Raw genomic sequence first — 25,043 nt, 5'->3', positions numbered from 1 at the left:
ATCCAGTCTCATGCATCCCATGCTCAATATTGCTGTCAAGGCCGCGCGCCGTGCAGCCCAGATCATCAACCGCGCGTCGCTTGACCTCGATCTCATCCAGGTCAGCAAGAAACAGCACAACGATTTCGTCACGGAGGTCGACAAAGCGTCTGAAGCGGCGATCATTGATACGCTCAAGACCGCCTACCCCGATCACGCCATCCTCGCAGAAGAATCCGGCAAGTCGGACAACGAGTCCGAATTCCAGTGGATCATCGATCCGCTCGACGGCACCACCAATTTCATTCACGGCTTCCCGTATTACTGCGTGTCGATCGCGCTGGCCCACAAGGGCATCGTGACGCAGTCGGTGGTCTATGATCCGACCCGCAATGACCTGTTCACCGCTTCGCGCGGCCGCGGCGCGTTCCTGAACGACCGCCGCATCCGCGTCGCCAAGCGCGACCGCCTAGCCGACGGCCTGATCGGCACGGGCTTCCCGTTCCGTGAAAAGGACGGTCTCGAAGCGTACGGCCGCCAGTTCGCCGAAATGACCGAAGCCTGCGCCGGCCTGCGCCGTCCGGGCGCCGCCGCGCTCGATCTGGCGAACGTCGCTGCGGGCCGCATGGACGGTTTCTTTGAGCAAGGCCTGAATCCGTGGGACGTCGCCGCGGGCAGCCTGCTGATCACGGAAGCCGGCGGTCTGGTCGGCAATTACACGGGCGACTCGGACTTCCTGCACGTCGGCGAAATCGTCGCGGGCAATCCGAAGGTCTACGCGCAGATGATCCCGATCCTGTCGCGCTACAGCCGCACGCGCCAGCAATCGGCTTAAGGTCTCGGGTCTCAGGCCTCAGATCTCCGGTTTGGAGACCTAAGCCCGTTACACGGCCGGTTCCGCGCCAGCATCAGCAACACGTCAAGCGGCTTCGGCCGCTTTTTCGTTGGCGCGCCTGCAACCGGCAGGCGTTCGTGCTACAAAGCGGGAAGCCGCGCCGGCACGCTCGATCGCCGGTTGCGTTTCGCGCGTGCTTCGCAGCGCCCCGCTTCGCACCAGAGTGTCGCGCAGCTTCCAATCCGCTTCATGAAAAAAGGCTTCTACACAATCATCGCGGCGCAGTTCATTTCGTCGCTCGCGGACAATGCACTGCTGATCGCCGCCATCGCCCTGCTATCGGTGATCCGTTCGGCCGCCTGGGTCACGCCGATGCTGCAGATGTTCTTCACCATCTCCTACGTGTTGCTCGCCCCCTTCGTCGGCGCGTTCGCCGACGCGATGCAAAAGCGGCACGTCATGTTCGTCTCCAACGCCCTCAAGGCGAGCGGCTGCCTGATGATGATCGCCGGAGTTCATCCGATGATCGCGTACGGCGTGGTCGGCTTTGGCGCGGCCGCGTATTCGCCGGCCAAATACGGCATTCTCACCGAACTCCTGCCCGCGGAAAAACTCGTCAAGGCGAACGCCTGGCTCGAATCGGCCACCGTCCTGTCGACCATTGTCGGCACGATGGTCGGCGGCGCGCTGATCAGCACCGTCGCCGATAAGTTCGTCGCGCATGCGCATTTGCCGCTGATCCGCTCCTCCGCCGACCTGGCCATGTTCGCGGTGATGGTCACTTATGCCATCGCAGCGGGGATCAACATCTTCATTCCCGACACCGGCGCGCGTTATCCGAATCGTTTGACCGAACCGAAGAAACTGGTCGGCGACTTCTATCATTGCTTCAACGTGCTGTGGGCCGACAAGCTCGCGCAGATCGCGCTCTGGGTCACGACGCTGATGTGGGGCGGCGCGGTCACGCTGCAATTGCTGGTGCTCAAATGGGCGAACGTCAACCTTGGCTTGTCGCTGTCGAAGGCGGCCGTGATGCAAGGCGTCACGGGTCTTGGCATCGCGGTCGGCGCGGCTGCGGCGGCCGCGCTGATTCCATTGCGCAAGTCGCTGCGCGTGCTGCCAATCGGCATTCTCACCGGCGCGGTAGCGATCGCCGTGGCGTTCTACAACAAAGACCTGTTTCCAGCGGGCGCCGGTATTCGTATCGGCTCGTATGTTCTGCCGATCTATATCCTGCTCGCCTATCCGCTGATGATCCTGCTCGGCGCGCTGTCCGGCTTTTTCATCGTGCCGATGAACGCTCTGCTGCAGCATCGCGGCGCGACGCTGCTCTCCGCGGGGCATTCGATCGCGGTGCAGAATTTCAACCAGAATCTGGCCGTGCTGCTGATGCTCGGCGCCTACGCGGTGCTGCTCACTGCGAAGATGCCGGCGCAATGGATCATCGTCGTGTTCGGCAGTTTCATCACATTCATGATGTGGCTCGCAAAACGGCGCAGTGCCGTGAATGAGCGCACGGTGGATATGCGGGCGCTGGTGGAAGAATGACGGCGTGGCGAGCGTCGCCCGGCTTTCGCGAAAATTAGCATGGGGCTCGGAAATGCTTTGCGGATTGGCCGTCCGGCCAGGGTCCGCTTGCCGCCCCGGCAGGTTAAACTCACGCCCTGAACAGCTAACGCAAAAAGACACCGAGGATGGGCATTCAAACCGCAGCGGCCAATGACGTCGCACAACACACGCCAATGATGCAGCAGTACCTCCGCATCAAGGCGGATCATCCGGGCACGCTGGTGTTCTACCGGATGGGCGACTTTTACGAGCTCTTTTTCGAAGATGCGGAAAAGGCCGCGCGTCTGCTCGATTTAACATTGACGCAGCGTGGCGCGTCGGCGGGCAATCCGATCAAGATGGCGGGTGTACCGCATCACGCGGTCGAACAGTATCTGGCCAAGCTGGTGAAGCTCGGCGAATCTGTCGCGATTTGCGAGCAGATTGGCGATCCGGCCACCTCGAAAGGACCCGTCGAGCGCAAAGTCATGCGCGTGGTCACGCCGGGTACGCTGACGGACGCGGCACTCCTGTCCGACAAGAACGACGTCTATCTGATGGCGCTGTGCGTCGCGCATAACCGCCGCGGCGTCGCGACGAGCGTCGGGCTCGCGTGGCTGAATCTGGCGAGCGGCGCACTGCGCCTCGCCGAAGTTGCGCCCGACCAGGTGGCCGCAGCGCTCGAACGGATTCGTCCCGCGGAAATTCTGGTGGCCGATGCGGCCGGCGAGTCCGCGAGCTGGACGCCGCCTGTCAACGCCGGCGCCCTCACCCGCGTGCCGGTCTGGCACTTCGATATCGCCTCGGGCACGCAGCGTCTGTGCGATCAACTGGAAGTGGCCGGCCTCGATGGCTTCGGCGCGCATTCACTGACCGCGGCATGCGGCGCGGCCGGCGCGCTGCTCCTGTATGCAGCGGCCACGCAAGGCCAGCAATTGCGTCACGTGCGCAGCCTGAAGGTCGAGTACGAGTCCGAATATATCGGGCTCGACCCCGCTACGCGCCGCAATCTTGAACTCACGGAAACGCTGCGCGGCACCGAATCGCCCACGCTGTGCTCGCTGCTCGACACCTGCTGCACGACGATGGGCAGCCGCCTGCTGCGTCACTGGCTGCATCATCCGCCGCGCGAAGCCGCCGTGGCGCAAGCGCGTCAGCAGGCTATCGGCGCATTGCTCGACGCGCCGCCAGGGGCAAGCGTCGAAACGCTCCGCGGCGCGTTGCGGCAGATCTCCGACATCGAGCGGATTACCGGGCGTCTCGCGCTGCTGTCGGCGCGGCCTCGCGATCTGTCGAGCCTGCGCGATACGTTCATCGCCTTGCCCGAATTGCGCACGCAACTCGCAGCCGTATCGTCGAACGCGGATTCGCTGGCGCGTATCGACGCGTCGCTGGAACCGCCGCAAGCGTGCGTCGAATTGCTCAAGCGCGCGGTCGCGCAAGAGCCCTCCGCGATGGTGCGCGACGGCGGCGTGATCGCCCGCGGCTACGATGCGGAACTTGATGAGTTGCGAGATATTTCGGAGAACTGCGGGCAGTTCCTGATCGACCTCGAAACGCGCGAACGGGCGCGCACCGGCATCGGCAATCTGCGCGTCGAGTACAACAAGGTGCACGGCTTCTATATCGAAGTCACGCGCGGCCAGACTGACAAGGTGCCGGACGATTACCGCCGCCGTCAGACGCTGAAAAACGCCGAGCGCTACATCACGCCGGAACTGAAAACGTTCGAGGACAAGGCGCTGTCCGCGCAGGAACGCGCGCTGGCCCGCGAACGCTCGCTTTACGACGCCCTGCTGCAGGCGCTGCTGCCTTTTATCCCGGACTGCCAGCGGGTCTCCGCGGCACTCGCCGAACTCGATCTGCTGGCGGCCTTCGCCGAACGCGCCCGCGCGCTCGATTGGGTCGCGCCGACGTTTTCGCCGGATACCGGCATCGAAATCGAACAGGGCCGGCATCCGGTCGTCGAGGCGCAGGTCGAGCAATTCATCGCTAACGACTGCACGCTCACACCCGAGCGCAAACTGCTGCTGATTACCGGCCCGAACATGGGCGGTAAGTCGACCTTCATGCGGCAGACCGCGTTGATCGCGTTGCTGGCGTACGTTGGCAGCTACGTGCCGGCACGGCGCGCGGCATTCGGTCCGATCGATCGCATCTTCACGCGGATCGGCGCAGCGGACGATCTGGCCGGCGGCCGTTCGACCTTCATGGTGGAGATGACGGAAGCGGCGGCGATTCTGAACGACGCAACACCGCAAAGTCTCGTGCTGATGGACGAGATCGGGCGCGGCACGTCGACCTTCGACGGCCTGGCGCTGGCCTGGGCCATCGCGCGGCACCTGCTCTCGCACAACGGTTGTCATACGCTGTTCGCCACACACTACTTCGAATTGACGCAGTTGCCCGCCGAGTTTCCCCAGGCGGCCAATGTGCACCTCTCGGCCGTCGAGCATGGGCACGGCATCGTGTTCCTGCATGCGGTCAGTGAAGGTCCGGCGAATCAGAGCTACGGTTTGCAGGTCGCGCAACTGGCCGGTGTGCCGAACGCGGTGATTCGCGCAGCCCGCAAACATCTCGCGCATCTCGAACAGCAATCGGCGGCGCAACCCGCACCGCAACTTGATCTGTTCGCAGCCCCGGTGCCTATGCTGGTCGAAGACGCCGACGACGATCGTGGCGACAAGCACGACACCAGGCCTGACTCAGCAGCGGCATCGCCAGCCATGCAGGCACTCGTCGAACGTTTGCGCGCCATCGATCCGAACGATCTGCGGCCGCGCGAAGCGCTCGATCTGCTGTACGAACTGCATGCCCTGGCCGCCGCGCCGGATGCAGATCATTGACGCACACAGGCCCTCGCCACGTCCGCGCAAACTTTGCGCGGCGCTGACCCTCGCCCTCACGTTCACGGGCGGCCTCGTGCCGCTGGTGGCGCTCGTGGCGTTTGCCCCGCTCGCGCATGCCGAAGCACCGCGCTATGCCTTCGCGGTCATCGCCAACACAATGCAAAGCCCTGCCGACGAAGCGCCGACGCAACGCCTGATCGAAGCGATCAGCCGCGAGCGCGACGTATCGTTCATCGTCTACGACGGGAATCTGAAGGGCGCGAAAGAAGCCTGCCGCGATGCCTTATACGAACGGCGCCACGCGCTGCTCGAAACGTCGCGGCCCGCCCTCTTCTTTATTCCAGGCCAGCACGACTGGGCCGACTGCGGCACAACTGAGGCCGGTGGCTTCGACCCGGTCGAGCGGCTCGATCAACTACGCCAGACCCTGTTCACCGACTCCACGTCGATGGGTCAGAACCCGATCGCATTGACGCGCGAGAGCGAAGTGTCGCGCTTTCGTCAGTTCCGGGAGAACGCGCGCTGGCAAGTCGGCGATACCGTGTTTGTCGGTCTGAACGCGCCGAGCCCGAACAATCACTACCTGACTGCGGGCGGTCGCAACGGCGAGTTCGAAGATCGCGTGATCGCCAATGCATTCTGGCTCGAGCACGCTGCCGAATACGCGAAACGCCGCGACGCGCGCGCGATTGTCGTGTTCATTCAGGGCGACCCCGATCCGGAGCGTTACGAACGGCCCGACCGTTTTGCGTGGCTGCGCTTTACTCGCAATACGCGCCGCGACGGTTTTCTGGAATTCAAACGCAGCCTCGTCAAACTCGCGCAGATTTTTCGCGGCCCCGTACTGGTAATTCATTGCGACGATGAACGCGCGAGCGCCGGCTTCGCGATCGATCAGCCGCTACGCAATGACAAGGGGGCGCTGGTGACGAATCTCACACGTATCGCGTTCGCGCCGCATGATCGTCTTAACCAGTGGATTCAGATTGAAGCGGATCTCAGCAAGAAGCCGCCGTTCCGCGTGAGTGTGCGCGATGTGCCGAAGCAAATGCCGATGCCCACGGCACCGCCTGTGCCGCCGCGCGAAGAGCCGGCAGCTTCGATACCGGCCGTGCCTGCGTTAGGTCCGGCTTCCGAGTTGCCGCCGTTGTTGCAGCCGTCTGGACAGCCACAACCGGTTCAGCAGCAACGTGGACCGGCGGACGACGGCAACGGCGAGTATGGGCCGGCCATGTCCGCCCCGCCCGCCTCGGCCGTTTTGCCGCCGCATGCGCCAGGTGTGCCAGGTGTGCCAGGTGCGCCTTCAGGCGCTCCCGGCATGCCCGCAAGCTCAGTGCAGCGTGGGCCCTGACTTGTCGTCTTCGGCTTCGTCGTCATCGTCATCGAGGACTTCGAGGCCGTCAGCGCCATGGGCGTGTTCGTGCTGGATTTCGTCTTCGGTAGCCGGACGCACGTCCTTGACCGTCAACGCGAAACGCAGCGCCATGCCAGCGAGCGGATGGTTGCCGTCGAGCACGACTTTGTCTTCTGCCACGTCGGTCACCACGTACACGAGCGAATCGAGATCCTCATCGCCTTCTTCCGGCGTGCCCTCGAATTGCATGCCGACTTCGAGCGGTTCCGGGAAGCGATCGCGCGGCTCGATCTTCACGAGATCGGGGTCGTACTCGCCGAACGCGTCTTGCGGCTCAAGCTGGATCTGGGTCTCGAAGCCGGCCTCGTGGCCGTCGAGCTCTTCCTCGATCTTGGGGAACGTGCCATCATAGCCGCCGTGCAGATAGACCATCGGCTCGTCGCTTTCTTCAATCAGATTGCCCTGCGCATCCGATAGCTTATAAGCGACCGACACGACGGTGTTCTTTGCGATTTTCATTCGATTCTCCAGAATACAACTCACATTATACGATGCCCAAGCGGCCCACTGACCACCCGGCCGATGCAGCTTCGGCACGGAATTCTTCACCGGCTTCAAAGCCGGCGCTCCCTATTCTCCCGCCCTCGCCGGACACGCCCACGCCCTTGCTCGGCAACCTGACGCCGTCGCAATTCATGCGCCGGTACTGGCAGAAAAAGCCGCTGCTGATCCGCCAGGCGATCCCGAACGTGGAAGCGCCGCTGTCGCGCGACGAGTTTTTCGAGCTGGCCGATCAGGACGAAGTCGAAGCGCGTCTGATCACGCACTTTCGCAACAAATGGCAAATGGAGCACGGCCCGTTCGCGCCGGATGAACTGCCGTCGCTCAAGCAGCGCGCCTGGACGCTGCTCGTGCAAGGCGTGGACCTCTACGACGATCGCGCGCGCGCCTTGCTCGACCGCTTCCGCTTCGTGCCGGACGCGCGTCTGGACGATTTGATGATTTCGTATGCGAGCGATGGTGGCGGCGTCGGCCCCCACTTCGATTCCTACGATGTGTTTCTTTTGCAAGTAAAAGGTAAGCGCCGGTGGCGGATCAGTGCGCAGAAAGATCTGACGCTCCAACCGGGTTTGCCGTTGAAAGTTTTACAGCATTTCGAGCCGGAAGAGGAATGGCTGCTTGAGCCGGGCGACATGCTGTACCTGCCGCCGCATATCGCCCACGACGGTATCGCCGAGGGCGAATGCATGACCTGCTCGATCGGCTTTCGCGCCCCGTCCGCAGGTGAATTGACCGCGCAGTTCCTCTATCACCTGGCCGAACGCGGCGAGTCGGCCCCGCGGCCCGATGCGCTGTATCGCGACCCGCAACAACCCGCTGTCGATCGTCCGGCAGAACTGCCCGCCGCCTTGATCGAACGGGTTGGCGCGATCCTTGCGGGAGTCAAATGGAGTGAGAAGGACATTGCGTCGTTCCTTGGTACGTACCTGAGCGAACCGAAGCCGAGCGTCGTGTTTGATCCACCGCAACGACCGCTTAATGCCACTCGTTTCATCAGTCAGGCATCGAAGTCCGGCATTCGGCTCGACCGCAAGACTAATTTGTTGTACAACCGCCGTTTTTTCTTCGTAAATGGAGAGGAAACGCCGTTTGATGGGGCAAAAAAATGGTTGTTTGACCTCGCTGATCAGCGGTGTATGAGTGCGAAACGCTTTGTAACACTCTCGCACGATTCGGCGGTGACAGCACTGCTGCACGAGTGGTATTGTGCGGGCTGGATACAAGTGGGCGAGCTTGCGTAACTCTGCCTGCCTGTTATACCGTACTGTGAAATTTTGTATGAGAAAGACAACGTATTGACCCCGGATTTATGGATTGTCAGTACGAAAGTGCATATAATTTCCGCCCAAGCCGTAGGGAAGATTCTAGCTCGTCAAAAGAGCGTCTCCACCAGCGGCCCAGGTCGGTGTTGGAGCACATTACCGGTATTATTTTGCGCTGTTGCTTACCTTTAACCATAAAAGGACGTGATCATGAAGAAATCCCTCCTCGTAGCATCCCTGTTGGCAGCTGTGGCACTGGCTGCATGCAACAAGAGCAGCGATCAGGCAGCTACGACCGCAGCTAGCGACGCAACGGCTGCTGCTTCGTCAGCAACTGCTGCCGCTTCGGACGTTTCGACGGCTGCTTCGGGTGCTGCTGCTGCGAGCGACGCTGCTGCTTCGGCTACGGCCGCTGCTTCGGATGCAACGGCTGCCGCTTCGGCTGCTGCTCCGGCTTCGGGCGCAAGCCAGTAAGCTGTCGCATAGGGTTCGCCTCTGGGCGAAAACTGCTCCGGAAAATCACCTCGATTTTCCGGGCAGTAAAGCAAAACGCCACGGATTCACATCCGTGGCGTTTTGTCATTTAAGCGCCGCTTTTTACAACGGCACTCACTTAATCGTTTATTGAGCCGGCTGAGCCGGTGTTTCGCTCTCTTCGAAAAACTCGCGCACAACTTCGATCTCACGTGTGCGCTTGAATGGCGGCAGGCTCTGCCATATACGGCGCCCATACGGTTTGTCGACGAGACGCGTGTCGCAGATCATCAGTACGCCACGATCGGTCTCAGCGCGAATCAGACGGCCTGCGCCCTGCTTGAGCGTAATCACCGCCTGCGGCAACTGATGGACCGCAAACGGGCTCAATCCTTTCTTCGTCAGCGCATCCAGACGCGCCGACAGCACCGGGTCATCAGGCGGCGCGAATGGCAGCTTGTCGATCACGACCAGCGAGAGCGCATCGCCACGTACGTCCACCCCTTCCCAGAAGCTTTGACTGCCCACCAGAATCGCATTGCCGTACGCACGGAAGCGATCGAGCAACTCGGTGCGGCTCGCATCACCCTGCACAAGCAGCGGATAGTTCCAGCCGCGCGCTTCAATGGTGTCGCGCAATTTGGCCGAGATGCGGTCCACCGCGCGCAACGTCGTGCACAGCATGAATACGCCGCCGCCCGATGCTTCGATTGCGGGTAATGCAGCGTCGAACACGGCGTCGGTAAACATCGGCGACGAAGGCTGCGGCAAATTACGCGGCACGTACAGAAGCCCCTGCGTCGGATAGTCGAAGGGACTCGGCAGCGTCATCGAACGTTTCGCGTTCAGGCCCATCTGCGCCGCATAGTGCGTGAAGTCACCCCGCACCGACAACGTGGCCGACGTGAAGATCCACGCGCGCGGCACGCCGGCACGCTGCTTCGCGAAGATCGGCGCGACCGACAGCGGTGTTTCGTGCAACTGCACGGTGTGCGAAAAGACTTCGATCCAGCGCACCTTTTCATTCGGATCGGCGCGCTCGGCCTTGGCGTCGGTCGCGGCCTGCTCAGCGGCTGCGCGCTCGGTTTCGGTGGGTGGCGTGGTCCAACCCGCGAGCACGCCTTGCAGCTCGCGTGCGCGGCGCAAACACGCGCCAATCGACTCGGCACGCTCGGCCTGACCGGCCAGCGCCGAGGCCAAAGCATCGAGTTCGGTTTCGAGCGTTTCGAGCGCAGGGAACAACGGATGATCGTCGGGCAACTGCCCGATCGATAGCCGCACCGAGTCTTCCTTGAACGCCAGCCGCACGTCGCGCGCCGCACGTTCGAGGGTCGAGCCAAGCGTCACCCAGTCGACCGTTTCGCGTGCATGGCCCAGACCCTCAGCCACGGAATCGCGTGCGAGTTCGAGAAATTGCGTCGTGGAGAGCGTCTCGCCGAAGAATAGCGTCGCGGTTTCCGGCAGTTGATGCGCTTCGTCGAAGATAACGGTGTTGGCGGTGGGCAGCAATTCAGCCATGCCGGTATCGCGCAACATGATGTCGGCGAAAAACAGATGGTGATTGACCACCACGATGTCGGCCTGCTGCGCCTCGCGGCGCGCCTGCATCACGAAGCACTCCTTGTAATGCGGGCACTCCTGGCCAAGACAGTTTTCACGCGTGGACGTGACCATCGACCACACCGCCGCCGTTTCCGGCACGCTCGCGAGTTCGGCCTTGTCGCCGGTGCGCGTGATCTTGGCGAAGCGAATGATGTCCTGCAGATACGAGGTTTCCTGGCGCGACGGCAGACGGCCGTTATCCGCGGTGCGCTGCAGATAGTAATGGCACAGGTAGTTCGCGCGGCCCTTGAGCATCGCCACCGACACCGGCACGGCGAGCGCATCGCGCACGGTCGGAATGTCGCGCTGAAAGAGCTGATCCTGCAAATGCTTGGTGCCGGTGGAGACGATCACCTTGCCGCCCCACAACATGGCCGGCACCAGATACGCATAGGTCTTGCCCGTGCCGGTACCCGCTTCCACGATCAGCGTGTTTTCGCTGCCGTCGAGACCGTTCGATTCGTCGTTGTCAGGGGCTTCGGTCGCAGCATCCGCACCCGGCGATTGCAGACGCCGCGACGGCCGCTTTTGCGCCTCAAACATCGCGGGCTCAGGCATCGCGCGGCCCGACGCTTCCATGGCCGCCGCGACGGCGCGCGACATCTCGATCTGCGACGCGCGCGAACGATAGCCGTCGATCTGACGGGCGAGCAGCCCGTTGTCGGCGAAGATATCGTCCAGTTCAGCGACGCGGCGTGGGTTCAATGACGCGGAGAGCGCAGACGTGGGAGGACGCGGCGCCGGGGTGCCGGCCACCGGAGTGCCGGCCGTCGGAGCATCATCGCCCCCTGCGGCACGTGAAGAAGTATCAAGCGGTGAATTCAAGGCAAGCGTTTCCTGCAAAGTCCGGCGCGCGCGGCGCGACCCGGCACCTGCCAGGCCACGAACTCAGGCGCGTGCGTCCGGTTCGAGCTGCAATTGCAGCAAGATGATGGTGTCCTTGACTTTGAGTTTGCGTTTTTTCAAGCGCTGCAACTCGAAGTCGTCGATGCCGGGCTCATCCGACATTCGGTCGATCAAGCGATCGAGCCCACTATGCTCCGATTCCAGCTGCAGAATACGGTCGCGCAGTGTGTCCGTAGTGATGACGTGATGTTGATCGCGCATGCTCGCCTCCTCTCGTAAGCGGCCCGGGCTGCATGGTGCAGCCCGATGCCTGAGGTTGCTGTCCGGCTTAAAACGCGTTACGGCGACTACTATCCTGCTACAACCCTACCAGAACCCGCTACAGCGTACCTACTGTTGTTCCTGTTGCTGCTTTTGCTGTTCTTCGAGTTGCTGTTGCTGTTTCAACTGGTCCTGACGTTTCTGCTCGGCTTTCTCGGCCGCCTGCTTCTGACGGGCTTCGACGTCGGCTTTGTGCTGCGCTGCGTCGGCCTGCTTCTTCTCGAAGCTCTGCTGCTTCTCCACCCGCTCCTGCGCCTTTTGCGCACCCTGCTGATGTGCTTCCTCGAGCTTCTTCTGGAAATCGCCCTGCTTCTGATCGTACGCCTGCGTATTGGCTGCGGCTTGCGACGGACTGATGCCACGCTGCGCCTGATCCAGCGCGTGCTGCTGCTGCTTCTGCTGATAGGCTTGTGCGTTAGCGCTGCGCTGTGGCGCCTCGGCTGCGCGCTGCGCCTGGTCGAGCTGGTGCTGGCGCTGCTTGTCTTCGTAGGCCTGCGCGTTGCGCGCGTCGTCAGCGGCGCGTTGCGGCGCGCTCGCTTCGTCTTGTGCGCGTTTGAGCGCGGCCTGCTCGTCACGCTCGCGGGCGCGCTGGACACGCTGCTCACCGTCAAGCGCGAGCTGTTCCTTGCGAATGTCGGCCTGCACCGAGCGCATGCTGTCGCGCGCCTTGTTCAGACAGTGGTTGACGAAGAACGTACTGTAGCAATCGTGTTCGGCGACCGCGTAACGGTAATTGTTCTCCTCGGTACGCTGATCCAGCACTTTCTGCCGCGCGTCGAATGCGCTGTCCAGCGATGCCGCGTTATCAGCATTCTCCGTGTTGCGGGCATTATCCGCGCCCGTGGCCTTCATGGTGCCCGCCGCGCTGGTCGCCTGCTCGCCCGGAACAGCGGCCGGCGCGAGACTGCTGGCGGCCTCGAGCGGCGCTGCGGATTGCGCCACGGCCGGCGCGGACATGGCCAGCGCAGCGGCCACCACACACGCGGCGCATGACGCGAAAAACAATCCATTGGACGGGAACACCAGCTTGAACACGGACCGCGACGCCGAAACGAGCGATGTAAGCGGCGAGCAGGACAAACGCGGCGACAACAAAGGCGGCAATTGTGACAAGCGAGAGACCAAGCGGGAGCCCAGGCGGTTAAGGGACAAGGAGGTTGGCAACGTCGTAAATGGTCAACGGAACATGCCCGAAATTCTATCACCCTGCGGTTGAGCCCCTTTGCATTTATGGCAAAATGCCCCGCTCCAGCAACCTGGTCGCAGCGCGCACGCCCAGCATGCACCAACGTGCCCTACGTGGGCCCGGCGTAGGCCCGGCGTGTGTCATTACCGCGCGACCTTTGATTGAGTAGCAGGAACACCAAGACCTTATGACGGAAACCGTAGCACTCAAGATCGTACAGCGCATCGCCGCCGAACTGTCCGTCCAGCCGCGCCAGGTCGCGGCCGCGGTGCAACTTCTCGACGAAGGAGCGACTGTTCCGTTCATCGCCCGCTACCGGAAGGAAGTGACCGACAATCTCGACGACACGCAACTGCGTAATCTCGAGGAACGCCTGCTGTATCTGCGCGAGCTGGAAGACCGGCGCGCCACGATCATCGCGAGCATCGACGAACAGGGCAAACTCACCGACGAGCTGCGCACCGCGATCGAAGGCGCCGATAGCAAGCAGGTGCTGGAAGACCTGTATCTCCCCTATAAGCCGAAGCGCCGCACGCGCGCGCAGATCGCCCGCGAAGCCGGCCTGCAGCCGCTTGCCGACGCGCTGCTGGCCAATCCCCTGCTCGACCCGCAAACCGAGGCCGCCGCCTACGTGGACGCCGAAAAAGGCGTCGCCGACATCAAGGCCGCGCTCGACGGCGCGCGCGACATCCTCTCCGAACAGTTCGGCGAAACCGCGGATCTGCTCGGCAAACTGCGCGATTACCTGTTTAACCAGGGCGTGGTGTCGTCGAAAGTGGTCGAAGGCAAGGAAAACGCGGAAGAAGAGAAATTCCGCGACTACTACGACTACGCGGAAACCATCAGGACCGTGCCGTCGCATCGCGCGCTGGCCCTGTTCCGCGGCCGCAATGCGGGCGTGCTGATGGTCAAGCTGGGGCTCGGTGAAGAACTCGACGCGCAGGTGCCGCATCCGGGCGAAGCGCTGATTGCGCGCCACTTCGGCATCGCCAATCAGAACCGTCCGGGCGACAAGTGGCTCTCCGACGTGTGCCGCTGGTGCTGGCGCGTGAAAGTGCAGCCGCACATCGAAAACGAACTGCTGACCAATCTGCGCGACGAAGCCGAACACGAAGCAATTCGCGTGTTCGCGCGCAATCTGAAGGACCTGCTCCTGGCAGCGCCGGCGGGCCCGAAGGCCGTGATCGGCCTCGATCCGGGCATGCGCACCGGCGTGAAAGTCGCGGTGGTCGATCGGACCGGCAAGGTGCTCGCCACCGACGTGATTTATCCGCACGAGCCGCGCCGCGATTGGGACGGTTCGATCGCGAAACTGGCGCGCATCTGCGCGCAGACGCAGGCGGAGCTGATCAGCATCGGCAACGGCACGGCGTCGCGCGAAACGGATAAGCTCGCGAGCGAACTGATCGCGCGTCATCCGGAGTTCAAGCTGCAGAAGATCGTCGTGTCAGAAGCCGGCGCGTCGGTCTACTCGGCCTCAGAACTCGCGGCGAAGGAATTCCCTGACATGGACGTGTCGCTGCGCGGCGCCGTGTCGATTGCGCGCCGTCTGCAGGATCCGCTCGCGGAACTGGTGAAGATCGAACCGAAGGCGATCGGCGTCGGCCAATACCAGCACGACGTGAATCAGCGCGAACTGGCCCGCTCGCTCGACGCGGTGGTCGAGGATTGCGTGAACGCGGTCGGTGTGGATGCCAATACGGCGTCGGTCGCCTTGCTGGCGCGCGTGTCGGGTCTGAACGCCACGCTCGCTCGCAACATCGTCGACTATCGCGATGCAAACGGCCCGTTCCCGTCGCGCGAACATCTGCGCAAGGTGCCGCGTCTGGGCGACAAAACCTTCGAACAGGCTGCCGGGTTCCTGCGTATCAACAACGGCGAGAACCCGCTCGACCGTTCGTCGGTTCACCCGGAAGCCTATCCGGTCGTGGAACGCATGCTCGCGAAGATCAGCAAGCATGTCGGCGAAGTGCTCGGCAATCGCGACGCCCTGCGCGGCCTGTCGCCGGCGGAATTCGTCGACGAACGCTTCGGCCTGCCGACCGTACGCGACATTCTGCTCGAGCTCGAAAAGCCGGGCCGCGACCCGCGCCCCGAGTTCAAGACCGCGACCTTCCGTGAAGGCGTCGAGAAGGTCAGCGATCTGATGCCGGGCATGGTGCTCGAAGGCGTCGTGACGAACGTGGCGGCCTTCGGCGCGTTCATCGACATCGGCGTGCATCAGGACGGTCTGGTGCACGTGTCGGCCATGTCGACGAAGTTCATCAAAGACCCGCACGAAGTGGTCAAGGCGGGTCAGATCGTCAAGGTGAAGGTGCTGGAAGTCGACGTGAAGCGCCAGCGTATCGCGCTGACCATGCGTCTGGACGACGAGTTCGGCGCGGCAGCAGCACCGCGAAGCAGTGGCGGCGCCCAGCAGGATCGCGGCCGTTCCGGCGGCGGCGGTGGACGCGGCGCGCAGCAACCGCGCTCGCGTGAACCGGAAGCAGGCGGCGCAATGGCCGCGGCATTCGCCAAGCTCAAGCAGAAGTAAGCGGATTCATCAGCGCGTGCGTCACTCGCGCGCTGATGTTCAAGAGACCGAGCGACGAAAAAAAGCCCACGCAATTGCGTGGGCTTTTTTATCGCTTGTCGCTTTTCACTTACCGCGCCTCGTCAGCGCCTCGGCATGCAAGGCGCTGACGAGCCTGAGTCCGTCGTCAGATCTCGATCTTCGTCCCCAACTCAACCACCCGATTGGCCGGGATGCTGAAGAAGTCGGTCGGTTTGGCGGCGTTCTGATGCATCCACGCGAACACACGTTCGCGCCACACCGACATGCCCGGCAACTGCGTCGGCACCACCGTTTCGCGCGCTAGGAAGAACGACGTGTCCATCAACTCGAACGTCATGTCGTGCGTGCGGCCCACCTCGAGCAGCACCGCCTTCACGTCAGGCGTTTCGTTGAAACCGTACGCCGCCTTGACGAGATACAAGCCACCGTTGAGATCCTTGACCGTCACGCGTTCAGCATCCTTCACATACGGGATATCGAGCGTCACGAAGGTCAGAAAAATGGTGCGCTCGTGCAGCACCTTGTTGTGCTTCAGGTTGTGCAGCAAACTCACCGGCACGAGCGAATCACTGCCGGTCAGATAGATCGCCGTACCGGACACGCGATGCGGCGGGTGCGCGAGCAGGCCCTGCAGGAACGGCATGAGCGGAATGCCGTCGGCGGCCGTACGCTCCTTGACGATCATCCGGCCCTTGAACCACGTCATCAGCAGGAAGAACAGCAACGCGCCGATGCCGAGCGGCAACCAGCCGCCCTCTTCGACCTTCAGCAGATTGGCGCCGAAAAAGCCTAAGTCGACCACCATGAACACACCGATGATCATCGCCACGAGGAACTTGTTCCACTTCCACACCTTGACCATCACGACACAGGCGAGGACCGTGGTGATCACCATGGTGGCCGTCACCGCGATACCGTAGGCGGCGGCGAGGTTATCCGAGCTCTTGAACGCGATCACGATGCACAGAATGATGAACAGCAGCATCCAGTTCACCACCGGCACATAGATCTGACCGATCGCCAGTTCCGACGTGTGCATGATCTTCATGCGCGGCACGTAGCCGAGCTGGATCGCCTGGCTCGTCAGCGAATAGGCACCGGAAATCACGGCCTGCGATGCAATCACGGTCGCCACCGTCGACAGCACCACGAGCGGCAGCAACGCCCAATCCGGCGCGAGCAGGAAGAACGGGTTTTCGATCGCCTTCGGGTCATGCATCAGCAACGCGCCCTGGCCGAAGTAGTTCAGCACCAGCGAGGGCATCACGAGGCAATACCACGCCATCCGGATCGGTTTGGCGCCGAAGTGACCCATGTCGGCGTAGAGCGCCTCGGCGCCGGTCAGCACCAGCACAACCGAGCCGAGCACCACGTAGGCCTGCAACACATGCGCGGCCATAAAGGTGTAGGCGTAGTACGGGTTCAGTGCGCGGATCACGTTCGGCGACTGAAGGATGTGCCACAGGCCCAGCGCTGCGAGCACCAGGAACCACAACACCATGATCGGACCGAACAGGCGGCCGACGGTGGCCGTGCCGTGCCGCTGAATCCAGAACAGCAACACGAGAATCACCATGGTGAGCGGCAACACCAGATGAGACATATTGGGCGCCGCGATCTCCAGACCCTCGACCGCGGAAATCACCGAAATGGCGGGCGTAATCACCGCGTCGCCATAGAACATGCAGGCGCCGAAGATGCCGAGCATCATCAGCAAGCCGGCCGCTTTCGACTTCTGGTCGACAGAGCGCAGCGCCAGCGCCATCAGCGCGAGGACACCGCCTTCACCGTTGTTGTCGGCACGCATCACGAACAATACGTACTTGATGCTGACCACGATCACGATCGCCCAGAACAGCAGCGAGATCACGCCCAGAATCGATTGATCCGTCAGCGGAATGCCATGTGACGGGCTGAACGCCTCTTTCAGCGAGTACAGCGGGCTCGTGCCGATGTCGCCGAACACCACTCCGATCGCGGCAATCGCGAGGGAAGGCAGAGGCTGTTTACGCACGTGATTGTTATCTGTCATAGACGCGAGGAAATCCGTTCCCTGAGCGGAAAAAACGACCGCTATTCTAAACTGCCCGCTTAGCGCCGCCCGGCTTGTTGTGGATACACCACGTGGATGGTCCGCGAAGTGTAGCACTGCGATTTGGGCGCGTCTGCTGCGTCGGGCGTTTCGCCGGTGCGGGTGTGCGCATTTTGCGAGGCACCGTTCGCACGACACACATGCGACATATACGACATAGACAACACATACGGCGCACATAAAAAAACGGAGTCCAACCGGACTCCGTTCTGCAGACACTGCACTGGCTACGACGCAATAAGTACGGCGTCGTAGCGCGCATCATTTGCCTGACGACTGCTGCTCCTGCTGCATGCCGCGCTTGATCCACGCGCCGAGGTTGTGCGGCCGAACCGTATCCCATTCCTCGAACGGCTGGTGAATCCACGGATTGGTCGGCAGATACTGCACGTGATAGTCGGGCTTCACTTTCGAGCAGCCCTTGTACCAGAGCACCGCTGAACGCACGGCGGTGATCGCCGGATAGCGTTCTTTCAGATGCTGCTGCACGCGCGCCAGCGTCACACCGGAATCGACCAGGTCGTCGACCAGCAGCACGTTGCCATGCAGTTCGCCGCGCGTCATCGTAATGTATTGCGCGATGTCGAGTTCGCCCTGCTCCGTGCCGGCCGCTTCGCGGTACGAACTGGTGGCGAGAATCGCCAGCGGCAGATCATAAATACGCGAGAGCTGATCGCCAACGCGCAAGCCGCCGCGCGCGAGACACAGGATCTTGTCGAACTTCCAGCCCGACTCATGCACTTGCAACGCCATCAGTTCGATCAGCCGGTGATACTCGTCCCAGCCAACCCACAGGTTCTTCTCATCGTTGCGCGGATCTTTCATCGCAATCATGGGTACACCTTGCACCATGGCTTAAACCTTGAACGGATGACGAAGCAGAATCGTTTCGTCGCGATCCGGACCGGTCGACACCATGTCGATCGGAATGCCCGCGACTTCCTGCACACGCGTCAGATACGCACGCGCGCTGGCCGGCAGTTTGTCCCATTCCGTGATGCCGACGGTGCTTTCTTTCCAGCCCGGGAAGGTTTCGTACACCGGCACGCAACGCGCGACTTCCGACGCCCCACGCGGCAGCAGGTCGACATCCTTGCCGTCGACCGTGTAGCCAATGCACAGCTTCACTTCGTCGAGGCCGTCGAGCACGTCGAGCTTGGTCATGCACAGACCCGACACGCCGTTGATCTGGATCGAGCGGCGCAGCGCGGCGGCGTCGAGCCAGCCGGTGCGGCGCGGACGGCCGGTGACCGAGCCGAATTCCTTGCCGACCTTGGCGAGTTCCAGGCCGATGGGTTCCTGACGCGCGGCGTTATCCGCGTCGTACAGTTCGCTCGGGAACGGGCCCGAACCGACGCGCGTGCAATACGCCTTGGTGATGCCGAGAATGTAGTTCAGCTTTTGCGGACCGACGCCCGCGCCCGCAGTCGCCGCACCGGCCACGCAGTTGCTCGACGTGACGTACGGATAGGTGCCGTGGTCGATATCGAGCAGCGTGCCTTGCGCGCCTTCGAACAGCAGGTTGTTGCCGGCTGCGTTTTCGTCGTACAGACGGCGCGACACGTCGGTCACCATCGGCTTCAGACGATCGGCGTAGCTCAGCATCGTGTCGAGCGTTTGCTGGAAGTCGACCGCTGCGACGCCCAGGTATTGCGTCAACACGAAGTTGTGGTAATCGAGATTTTCACGCAGACGTTCGGCAAAGCTTTCCGGCTCGAACAGGTCTTGCACGCGCAAACCGCGGCGCGCCACCTTGTCTTCGTAGGCCGGGCCGATGCCGCGGCCGGTGGTGCCGATCTTGCTCGCGCCACGGCGCGCTTCGCGGCCCTGGTCGATGGCAATGTGGTACGGCAGAATCAGGGTGGTGGCTTCGGAAATGAAGAGGCGATTCTGAACATCGACCCCGGCGGCTTCGAGCTCGCCAATTTCCTTGAACAGCGCTTCCGGCGACAACACGACGCCATTGCCGATGTAGCACGCGACGCCGGGATGCATGATGCCCGACGGAATCAGACGCAAGATGGTTTTCTTGCCGCCGATGATAAGCGTGTGACCGGCATTGTGACCGCCCTGGAAGCGAACGACGCCTTGAGCGTGGTCCGTCAGCCAGTCGACGATCTTGCCCTTGCCTTCATCACCCCACTGGGTTCCCACGACGACGACGTTACGCCCGGGGTTCACATTCACTGCGCTGGCAGACATGTTGTTTCGTAAGCTGGTTAAAAACGTATTCTACCTATGTTCGCGGAACCTTCCGAATTTTTCCGTTTCCGCTCAACGGTATGCACGTTATGTTGGGTATATCGAAAATAGCGCGGCGAGTGGCCGCGCCGGGTCCGGCGACGCTTTGGACGCCTTCTGAAATGCCCTTGGGATGCCCCTCAGGCGGTCTATCTATTCGTGCTCAAGGACGGGGTTCGACGACCCACGCGCCGTTGCGCTCGACCAACACGCGGTCGCAGGCGAATTCGTCCAGATCGTGCTCGTGGCCAGGGAGCGCCTGGATCACGATTTCACCAGCGTTACGCAGCGCGGCGACGCTGGTGCGCAACGCTTCGTCGTGCTGCCACGGCGCAAGAATCGCGCTGCTGCGGGCTTCTACGGGCGAAATCCGGGCGACCTCGCGCAGATCGAGCGAGAAGCCGGTAGCCGCGCGCGCACGACCGTAGGCCTGGCCAACATGGTCATAACGGCCGCCGCGCGCAACCGCATTCGGCACGCCGTCGACATACGCCGAGAACATCACACCGCTGTGGTACGCGTAGCCGCGCAAATCAGCCAGATCGATCATCACTTCAGCGCCGTCCACCTGGCTTGCGAGAAACGCGAGGTCGTCGAGCGCGCGGGCGATGGCCGGTGCGTTCGGCAGGCGTGCACGAGCTTCATCGAGCACCGACGCGTCGCCGTAAAGCGTGGGGAGCGAGCGCAATGCGTCCCGCGTGACCGGGGTGAGATTGGCGGTCAGCTCGACGAGGCGCGGCACATCCTTGCCGGCCAACGCGTCGTAGAGCGATTGACCCAGTTCGGCCGCAGCAGGCTCCGCTTCGATCAACGCGGCGAGCACGCCTGCATGACACAAATCGAGCCGCACTTTCGTGAGCCCCGCCAGACGCAGCGCGTCGAGCATCAACTGCTGGATTTCCAGATCCGCTTCGAGACCGGCGTGACCGTAGATTTCCGCGCCAATCTGGATCTGCTCACGCGTGGCATGCAAGCCGCGCGGACGCGTATGCGCAACATTGCCGGCGTAGCAAAGCCGCGTCACACCCTGACGATTCAACAGGTGCGCGTCGATCCGCGCGACCTGCGGCGTAATGTCGGCGCGCAGACCGAGCGTGCGCCCGGACATCTGATCGACGAGCTTGAACGTGCGCAGATTCAGATCGTGCCCGCCGCCGGTAAGCAGCGACTCGATGTACTCGAGCAGCGGCGGCATCACCATCTCGTAGCCGTACGAGCGGAAACGGTCCAGCAAATGACGCCGCAACTCTTCGATCTTGCGGGCTTCCGACGGCAGCACGTCGGCGATATTCTCGGGAAGTAACCAGGTCGACATCGATACAGTCCTACGACGTTGAACACGGCAGCTAGGTGCGCCGGTAAGTGAGTGTGAGTGGCGGGCAACGACTCTATTCTGGCGGCTGTAGCAGGCATCGGAACTGCCCTTCGCAGTCTCTCAGCCGAGCTTGGACCGCGCCGGAACGCTCGCTGTTGCCACGTAGGTCGCCAACGCAGCCGTGCGCAGCGACGGGCGCTACGCAGCGCCCCTTCAGGTCACGATAAACAGCAGGATCAGCCCGAGCACCATCACGACCAGCCCGCCAACGCGAATCTGATGCGGCGGCCGTTCCGCTATTTTACGGAACGTGTCGCGCCAGGCGCTCGGAAAAACGAAGGGAAACATCCCTTCGATAATCAGCATCAATGCGATCGCGAGCAGTAACGAGCCGGCTATGTCCATGCGAATGAAGGGGCCGCGATGCGGATGCCGCGGCCTTCCGGTTATCAGTGTTTGCGCGGTGCCGCGGGAGCGTCCGGGGCGGCGCCGCCGGTCGGGCTACGCATGAAGCGGAAGAACTCGTTGCTGGGGTCGACCACAATCACGTCGCCCGGCTTGAAGGTGTTCTTGTACGCCTGCATGCTTTGATAGAACTGGTAGAACTGCGGGTCGCTGTTGTATGCCTCGGCCGCGATTTCCGCGCCCTTGGCATCGCCCTCGCCCTTGATGGTCTGAGCCTGACTATAGCCGTCCGCGAGAATCTTCTGTTGCTGGCTGACCGCGTCCGCCTTGATCTGGTCGGCCTCGGCCGTGCCCTTCGCACGTTCGTCGGCTGCGGCCTGCTCGCGTGCAGCGATCATCCGCTTGTAGACCGTGTCGGCCATCGCCGCCGGGAAATCGACGCGCGTGAGTTGCACGTCGAGCACCGAAACGCCCAGCGATGCCGCGGCTTTGTCCATCGCGCCACGCGCTTCGTCGGCAACAGCTTGTTGCTTCGCAAGCGCATCGGTCAGCGTGACCTTGCCGAACGCATCGCCAAGCGCACTACGCGACAGCAACGCCAGACGGTCCGGCAAGCTCTGCACGTCGCCCTTGGTTTCGGCGAGCAGTTTCAGCGGATCGGTTACACGGTATTTGATGACCGGGTTGGCCAGCAGATCGGTTTTGTCCGACGTGACATAACGATCTTCATCCGGAGCGTCGAGCGACTGGATGCGGTTATCAACCAGCGTGACCGTTTGCAGCGGCGGCGGCAACTTCACGTGCAGACCGGGGCCGAGCAAGGCGGGCGCGGTGTCGCCATGCGATGACAGCACGGCCATGTGCCGCTGGTCGACCACGAATACCATCGACGATGCGGCGAACAGCACGATGACTAAGGCAACGACGAGCGCAATGATCTTGTTCATGGTGTGCGCTCCTTATTGAACGTCGTCTTCGCGCATACGGCTGCGGAAGGAGTCGCGTGAACGCAGTGCGTCGCTGCTGGCGGCCGCCTGGCTGGCAGGTGTCGAGACCGCGGCGGGTGCGGAAGGAGCGGCGGACGGCGCGGCTGCGTTGCTCGCGGCTTGCGGCACGGCAGCACCCGACGCAGCAGCAGCGCCGGAAGCGGCCGCAGCGGCGTCGGCAACGCGCTGGCGAGTCTGCTCGACCAGCTTGTCGAGCGGCAGATACAGCACGTTGTTGCCGCTCTTGCTGTCCACAAACACCTTGGTCGTATTCGAATAGATCTGCTGCATGGTTTCCAGGTACATGCGCTCGCGAATCACAGCGGGCGCTTTCGAGTACTGCGCGTAGACCTGCTTGAAGCGATCAGCGTCGCCTTGCGCCTGGGCCACAGTCTTGTCGCTATACGTTTTCGCTTCGTCGATCTGGCGCGCGACGTCGGCTTGCGCGCGCGGCAACAAATCGGCGGCATAAGCCTGCGCTTCACGCTTGGCGCGCTCGTTGTCCTGACGCACTTTGGCGGCGTCGTCGAAAGCGGCTTGCACCTGGTCGGGCACCTGCACGCCCTGGATCGTGACGCCGGTCACAGCGAGGCCGGACTGGTCTTCATCCAGGGATTGCTGAATCGCCGCCATCAGTTGCTGGCGAATTGTTTCGCGATCCTGAGAGAGGATGTCGTTGGTGCTGCGCGCACCGACGATGCTGCGCACCGCCGCCTGCGCGGCCTGCGTCACGCTCTGATCGGGATCGACGCTGCGGAAGAGATAATCCGTCGGCTTGCTCACCTGGAACTGCACGGCAAAGCGCACGTCGACGATATCGGCGTCGTGCGTGAGCATCGACGCGTCTTTCACGTTGGCGAGACGCACCACGTTATTACGGCCGATCTCCACCTGGCGGATCTGGCCGATATTGACGAGTTCGTGCGCTTCGAACGGATACGGCAGGCGCCAATGCACACCCTGCCCCGCGGTGTAGCGATATTTGCCGAACTGCATCACGACGCCGGCCTGGCCATCCTGCACGACGAACACGCCGCTGCCGAGATAGATCGCGATCAGCACCCCGATCACGATGCCCACGCCAATACGCGCGCCGCGGCCATTGTCCGGACGGCCACCACCCGCACCGCCGCCCTTGCGGCCGAACACCCGGCTCAAGCGGCGGTTGAAATCGCGCCACATCTCGTCGAGATCGGGCGGACCTTCACCGTCCTTGGTCGGCGGACGCTTGGGTTCGTTGGGTCGTTGGCGATCGCCATTGCCGTCGCCCCGGCCCCAGCGCGGATCGTTCAGTGAAAGCATGGCGCGCATGCGCAACCAGATACTCCGCTCGTTGTAATCGTTCACCTGTGTTCGTTCACCAGAGTAGACAGCGGGTCAGTGCAATTGGAGCGGGTCAGTGCCCGAGTTCTGAGACCTTACGGTCCTCGCGTGGTGCTGCCGACCGGTCTTCTTCCGATAGATCGACCTGCGTATCGGAGAGAGGTTCGGCAGTAGCGATTTCAGCGATGGCAGCGCGCAATGTGTCCAGCCCTTGCCCCGTGCGCGCGCTCAAAAAGACGCGCGAAATATTACCATACTCATCCCGCTCGACCGCGTCGCCACGGGCCGCCAACTCCGGCACGGCGTCGATCTTGTTAAACACCAGCACCTGACGGATCGTATCCGCACCGATTGCGTGCAACACCTCGTTCACCTGATCGATCTGATCGAGGCGCACGGCGCTCGACGCATCGACCACATGCAGCAGCAGGTCGGCGTGGATGGTTTCTTCGAGCGTGGCGCGGAATGCCGCCACCAGCTGGTGAGGCAATTCGCGAATGAAACCGACCGTGTCGGACACCACCACCTGGCCGGCTTCGTCGCCGAGATAGACGCGGCGGGACGTGGTATCCAGCGTGGCGAACAACTGGTCGGCGGCGTACGCCTGGGCCTTCGTCAGCGCGTTGAAAAGGGTGGATTTGCCCGCATTCGTGTAACCGACCAGCGAGACGGACATGGTCTGGTTACGGCTGCGCGCGCGGCGCTGCGTGCCGTGCTGACGGCGCAGCTTTTCGAGGCGGGTTTTGAGCGCCTTGATGCGCTCGCCGATCAACCGGCGGTCGGTTTCGAGCTGCGTTTCACCCGGACCGCGCAAACCGATACCGCCTTTCTGGCGTTCAAGGTGGGTCCATGCGCGAATTAGCCGCGTCGATAAATACTGCAACTGCGCGAGCTCCACCTGCAGCTTGCCTTCATGGCTGCGGGCGCGTTGCGCAAAAATATCGAGGATCAGGCTGGTGCGATCGATCACGCGGCGGTTAAGCGCCTGCTCCAGATTGCGCTGCTGCGCAGGGGCCAGAGCGTGATTAAAAATGACGAGTTCGATGTCGTTTGCCTCACACGCAAGACGCAATTCTTCGGCCTTGCCGCTGCCAACGAACATCTTGGCATCGGGACTGGATCGGCGCCCCGTGAGGGTGACTAAGGGATTCGCGCCCGCGCTTTGCGCGAGCAGGCTGAGTTCTTCGAGACTGGCTTCGAAATCGATCTTACCGAAGTCGATGCCGACAAGCGCTGCATTGATCAAATTGGAGGGTATCAAAATGAGGCGGCCGGGAGTAATCGCCAACGGGCGACGCTACGCCGGCCGC

19 protein-coding genes are annotated in these 25,043 nt (G+C 62.6%); 7 read left to right on the top strand and 12 right to left on the bottom strand.

Translation table 11 applies throughout. The features are described from left to right. Positions 1-10: 10 nt before the first annotated feature. The 4 genes from PQQ96_RS16095 to PQQ96_RS16080 all read left to right on the top strand — a co-directional run bounded on the left by PQQ96_RS16095 (position 11) and on the right by PQQ96_RS16080 (position 6,562). A complete protein-coding gene (locus tag PQQ96_RS16095) occupies positions 11-814 on the top strand; it encodes an inositol monophosphatase family protein (protein WP_408293469.1) in 804 nt (267 codons plus the stop codon). Between the two features lie 249 nt (positions 815-1,063). After that, positions 1,064-2,362 (top strand): lysophospholipid transporter LplT, encoded by a 1,299-nt coding sequence (lplT, locus tag PQQ96_RS16090; RefSeq protein ID WP_408293466.1) that lies wholly within the window; start codon positions 1,064-1,066, stop codon positions 2,360-2,362. 146 nt (positions 2,363-2,508) lie between these two features. Continuing rightward, positions 2,509-5,208: a DNA mismatch repair protein MutS gene (gene mutS / locus PQQ96_RS16085; RefSeq protein WP_408293463.1), complete on the top strand. Its 2,700-nt coding sequence runs from the start codon at positions 2,509-2,511 to the stop codon at positions 5,206-5,208. Further along, positions 5,195-6,562, top strand: a complete 1,368-nt coding sequence (locus PQQ96_RS16080) for a hypothetical protein (RefSeq protein WP_408293460.1) — start codon at positions 5,195-5,197, stop codon at positions 6,560-6,562. Before mutS ends, PQQ96_RS16080 begins: the two co-directional genes overlap by 14 nt. Here the strand turns inward: PQQ96_RS16080 and PQQ96_RS16075 are convergent. After that, a complete protein-coding gene (locus PQQ96_RS16075; protein ID WP_093633511.1) occupies positions 6,542-7,084 on the bottom strand; it encodes an FKBP-type peptidyl-prolyl cis-trans isomerase in 543 nt (180 codons plus the stop codon). The genes PQQ96_RS16080 and PQQ96_RS16075 overlap by 21 nt on opposite strands. A gap of 32 nt (positions 7,085-7,116) precedes the next feature. Here PQQ96_RS16075 and PQQ96_RS16070 point away from each other — a divergent pair, with 32 nt between their 5' ends. Continuing rightward, the gene (locus PQQ96_RS16070) at positions 7,117-8,367 is read left to right on the top strand and encodes a JmjC domain-containing protein (protein WP_408293457.1); all 1,251 of its coding nucleotides are present in this window, start codon (positions 7,117-7,119) and stop codon (positions 8,365-8,367) included. Positions 8,368-8,598: 231 nt separating this feature from the next. Continuing rightward, positions 8,599-8,862, top strand: coding sequence for a hypothetical protein (locus tag PQQ96_RS16065; RefSeq protein ID WP_408293455.1), 264 nt, complete (start codon positions 8,599-8,601; stop codon positions 8,860-8,862). A gap of 147 nt (positions 8,863-9,009) precedes the next feature. Here the strand turns inward: PQQ96_RS16065 and yoaA are convergent, their stop codons facing one another. The 3 genes from yoaA to PQQ96_RS16050 form a co-directional block, all read right to left on the bottom strand. After that, the gene (yoaA, locus tag PQQ96_RS16060; protein ID WP_408293452.1) at positions 9,010-11,289 is read right to left on the bottom strand and encodes a DNA repair helicase YoaA; all 2,280 of its coding nucleotides are present in this window, start codon (positions 11,287-11,289) and stop codon (positions 9,010-9,012) included. A 63-nt stretch (positions 11,290-11,352) separates the two neighbouring features. Further along, positions 11,353-11,571 carry a DUF465 domain-containing protein gene (locus tag PQQ96_RS16055; RefSeq protein ID WP_074282971.1) on the bottom strand — a complete coding sequence of 73 codons (219 nt, stop codon included), beginning with the start codon at positions 11,569-11,571 and terminating at the stop codon, positions 11,353-11,355. Positions 11,572-11,700: 129 nt separating this feature from the next. Next, the gene (locus PQQ96_RS16050; RefSeq protein WP_408293491.1) at positions 11,701-12,636 is read right to left on the bottom strand and encodes a hypothetical protein; all 936 of its coding nucleotides are present in this window, start codon (positions 12,634-12,636) and stop codon (positions 11,701-11,703) included. Between the two features lie 368 nt (positions 12,637-13,004). Here PQQ96_RS16050 and PQQ96_RS16045 point away from each other — a divergent pair, with 368 nt between their 5' ends. Next, complete coding sequence (locus tag PQQ96_RS16045) at positions 13,005-15,350, top strand: Tex family protein (protein ID WP_408293450.1); 2,346 nt, start codon at positions 13,005-13,007, stop codon at positions 15,348-15,350. A gap of 166 nt (positions 15,351-15,516) precedes the next feature. Here PQQ96_RS16045 and PQQ96_RS16040 read toward each other — a convergent pair whose 3' ends face one another. The 8 genes from PQQ96_RS16040 to hflX all read right to left on the bottom strand — a co-directional run bounded on the left by PQQ96_RS16040 (position 15,517) and on the right by hflX (position 25,021). Further along, entirely contained in the window at positions 15,517-17,403 is a 1,887-nt protein-coding gene (locus tag PQQ96_RS16040; RefSeq protein ID WP_408293447.1) for a potassium transporter Kup, read from the bottom strand. A 321-nt stretch (positions 17,404-17,724) separates the two neighbouring features. Beyond that, complete coding sequence (locus PQQ96_RS16035) at positions 17,725-18,315, bottom strand: phosphoribosyltransferase (protein WP_408293445.1); 591 nt, start codon at positions 18,313-18,315, stop codon at positions 17,725-17,727. Between the two features lie 3 nt (positions 18,316-18,318). Next, on the bottom strand, positions 18,319-19,665 hold the full coding sequence (locus tag PQQ96_RS16030) for an adenylosuccinate synthase (RefSeq protein ID WP_408293443.1): 1,347 nt from the start codon (positions 19,663-19,665) through the stop codon (positions 18,319-18,321). A 202-nt stretch (positions 19,666-19,867) separates the two neighbouring features. Then, positions 19,868-21,019 carry an ATP phosphoribosyltransferase regulatory subunit gene (locus PQQ96_RS16025; RefSeq protein ID WP_408293441.1) on the bottom strand — a complete coding sequence of 384 codons (1,152 nt, stop codon included), beginning with the start codon at positions 21,017-21,019 and terminating at the stop codon, positions 19,868-19,870. Positions 21,020-21,232: 213 nt separating this feature from the next. Then, positions 21,233-21,424 (bottom strand): DUF2065 domain-containing protein, encoded by a 192-nt coding sequence (locus PQQ96_RS16020; RefSeq protein ID WP_054041860.1) that lies wholly within the window; start codon positions 21,422-21,424, stop codon positions 21,233-21,235. A 44-nt stretch (positions 21,425-21,468) separates the two neighbouring features. Further along, positions 21,469-22,371: a protease modulator HflC gene (gene hflC / locus PQQ96_RS16015; protein ID WP_408293438.1), complete on the bottom strand. Its 903-nt coding sequence runs from the start codon at positions 22,369-22,371 to the stop codon at positions 21,469-21,471. A 12-nt stretch (positions 22,372-22,383) separates the two neighbouring features. Beyond that, positions 22,384-23,757, bottom strand: a complete 1,374-nt coding sequence (hflK, locus tag PQQ96_RS16010; protein ID WP_408293435.1) for an FtsH protease activity modulator HflK — start codon at positions 23,755-23,757, stop codon at positions 22,384-22,386. Between the two features lie 49 nt (positions 23,758-23,806). After that, the gene (gene hflX / locus PQQ96_RS16005; protein WP_325047341.1) at positions 23,807-25,021 is read right to left on the bottom strand and encodes a GTPase HflX; all 1,215 of its coding nucleotides are present in this window, start codon (positions 25,019-25,021) and stop codon (positions 23,807-23,809) included. Between the last annotated feature and the right edge of the window lie 22 nt (positions 25,022-25,043).

The sequence above is a fragment of the Paraburkholderia sediminicola genome (assembly GCF_046027825.1).
In the GTDB taxonomy this organism is placed as follows: Bacteria; Pseudomonadota; Gammaproteobacteria; order Burkholderiales; family Burkholderiaceae; genus Paraburkholderia; species Paraburkholderia sediminicola_D.
Note: the sequence above shows the minus strand (reverse complement) of the source record. Positions and strands in the feature narration are given on the sequence as shown.

What these genes read in the sequence shown, in the direction of transcription:
- PQQ96_RS16040 (WP_408293447.1), bottom strand. Translation starts at nt 17,403, where the DNA reads ATGACAGATAACAATCACGTGCGTAAACAGCCTCTGCCTTCCCTCGCG.
- PQQ96_RS16095 (WP_408293469.1), top strand. Translation starts at nt 11, where the DNA reads ATGCATCCCATGCTCAATATTGCTGTCAAGGCCGCGCGCCGTGCAGCC.
- PQQ96_RS16045 (WP_408293450.1), top strand. Translation starts at nt 13,005, where the DNA reads ATGACGGAAACCGTAGCACTCAAGATCGTACAGCGCATCGCCGCCGAA.
- mutS (WP_408293463.1), top strand. Translation starts at nt 2,509, where the DNA reads ATGGGCATTCAAACCGCAGCGGCCAATGACGTCGCACAACACACGCCA.
- PQQ96_RS16020 (WP_054041860.1), bottom strand. Translation starts at nt 21,424, where the DNA reads ATGGACATAGCCGGCTCGTTACTGCTCGCGATCGCATTGATGCTGATT.
- PQQ96_RS16055 (WP_074282971.1), bottom strand. Translation starts at nt 11,571, where the DNA reads ATGCGCGATCAACATCACGTCATCACTACGGACACACTGCGCGACCGT.
- lplT (WP_408293466.1), top strand. Translation starts at nt 1,064, where the DNA reads ATGAAAAAAGGCTTCTACACAATCATCGCGGCGCAGTTCATTTCGTCG.
- PQQ96_RS16025 (WP_408293441.1), bottom strand. Translation starts at nt 21,019, where the DNA reads ATGTCGACCTGGTTACTTCCCGAGAATATCGCCGACGTGCTGCCGTCG.
- hflC (WP_408293438.1), bottom strand. Translation starts at nt 22,371, where the DNA reads ATGAACAAGATCATTGCGCTCGTCGTTGCCTTAGTCATCGTGCTGTTC.
- PQQ96_RS16075 (WP_093633511.1), bottom strand. Translation starts at nt 7,084, where the DNA reads ATGAAAATCGCAAAGAACACCGTCGTGTCGGTCGCTTATAAGCTATCG.
- PQQ96_RS16030 (WP_408293443.1), bottom strand. Translation starts at nt 19,665, where the DNA reads ATGTCTGCCAGCGCAGTGAATGTGAACCCCGGGCGTAACGTCGTCGTC.
- PQQ96_RS16070 (WP_408293457.1), top strand. Translation starts at nt 7,117, where the DNA reads ATGCCCAAGCGGCCCACTGACCACCCGGCCGATGCAGCTTCGGCACGG.
- PQQ96_RS16065 (WP_408293455.1), top strand. Translation starts at nt 8,599, where the DNA reads ATGAAGAAATCCCTCCTCGTAGCATCCCTGTTGGCAGCTGTGGCACTG.
- PQQ96_RS16035 (WP_408293445.1), bottom strand. Translation starts at nt 18,315, where the DNA reads ATGGTGCAAGGTGTACCCATGATTGCGATGAAAGATCCGCGCAACGAT.
- PQQ96_RS16080 (WP_408293460.1), top strand. Translation starts at nt 5,195, where the DNA reads ATGCAGATCATTGACGCACACAGGCCCTCGCCACGTCCGCGCAAACTT.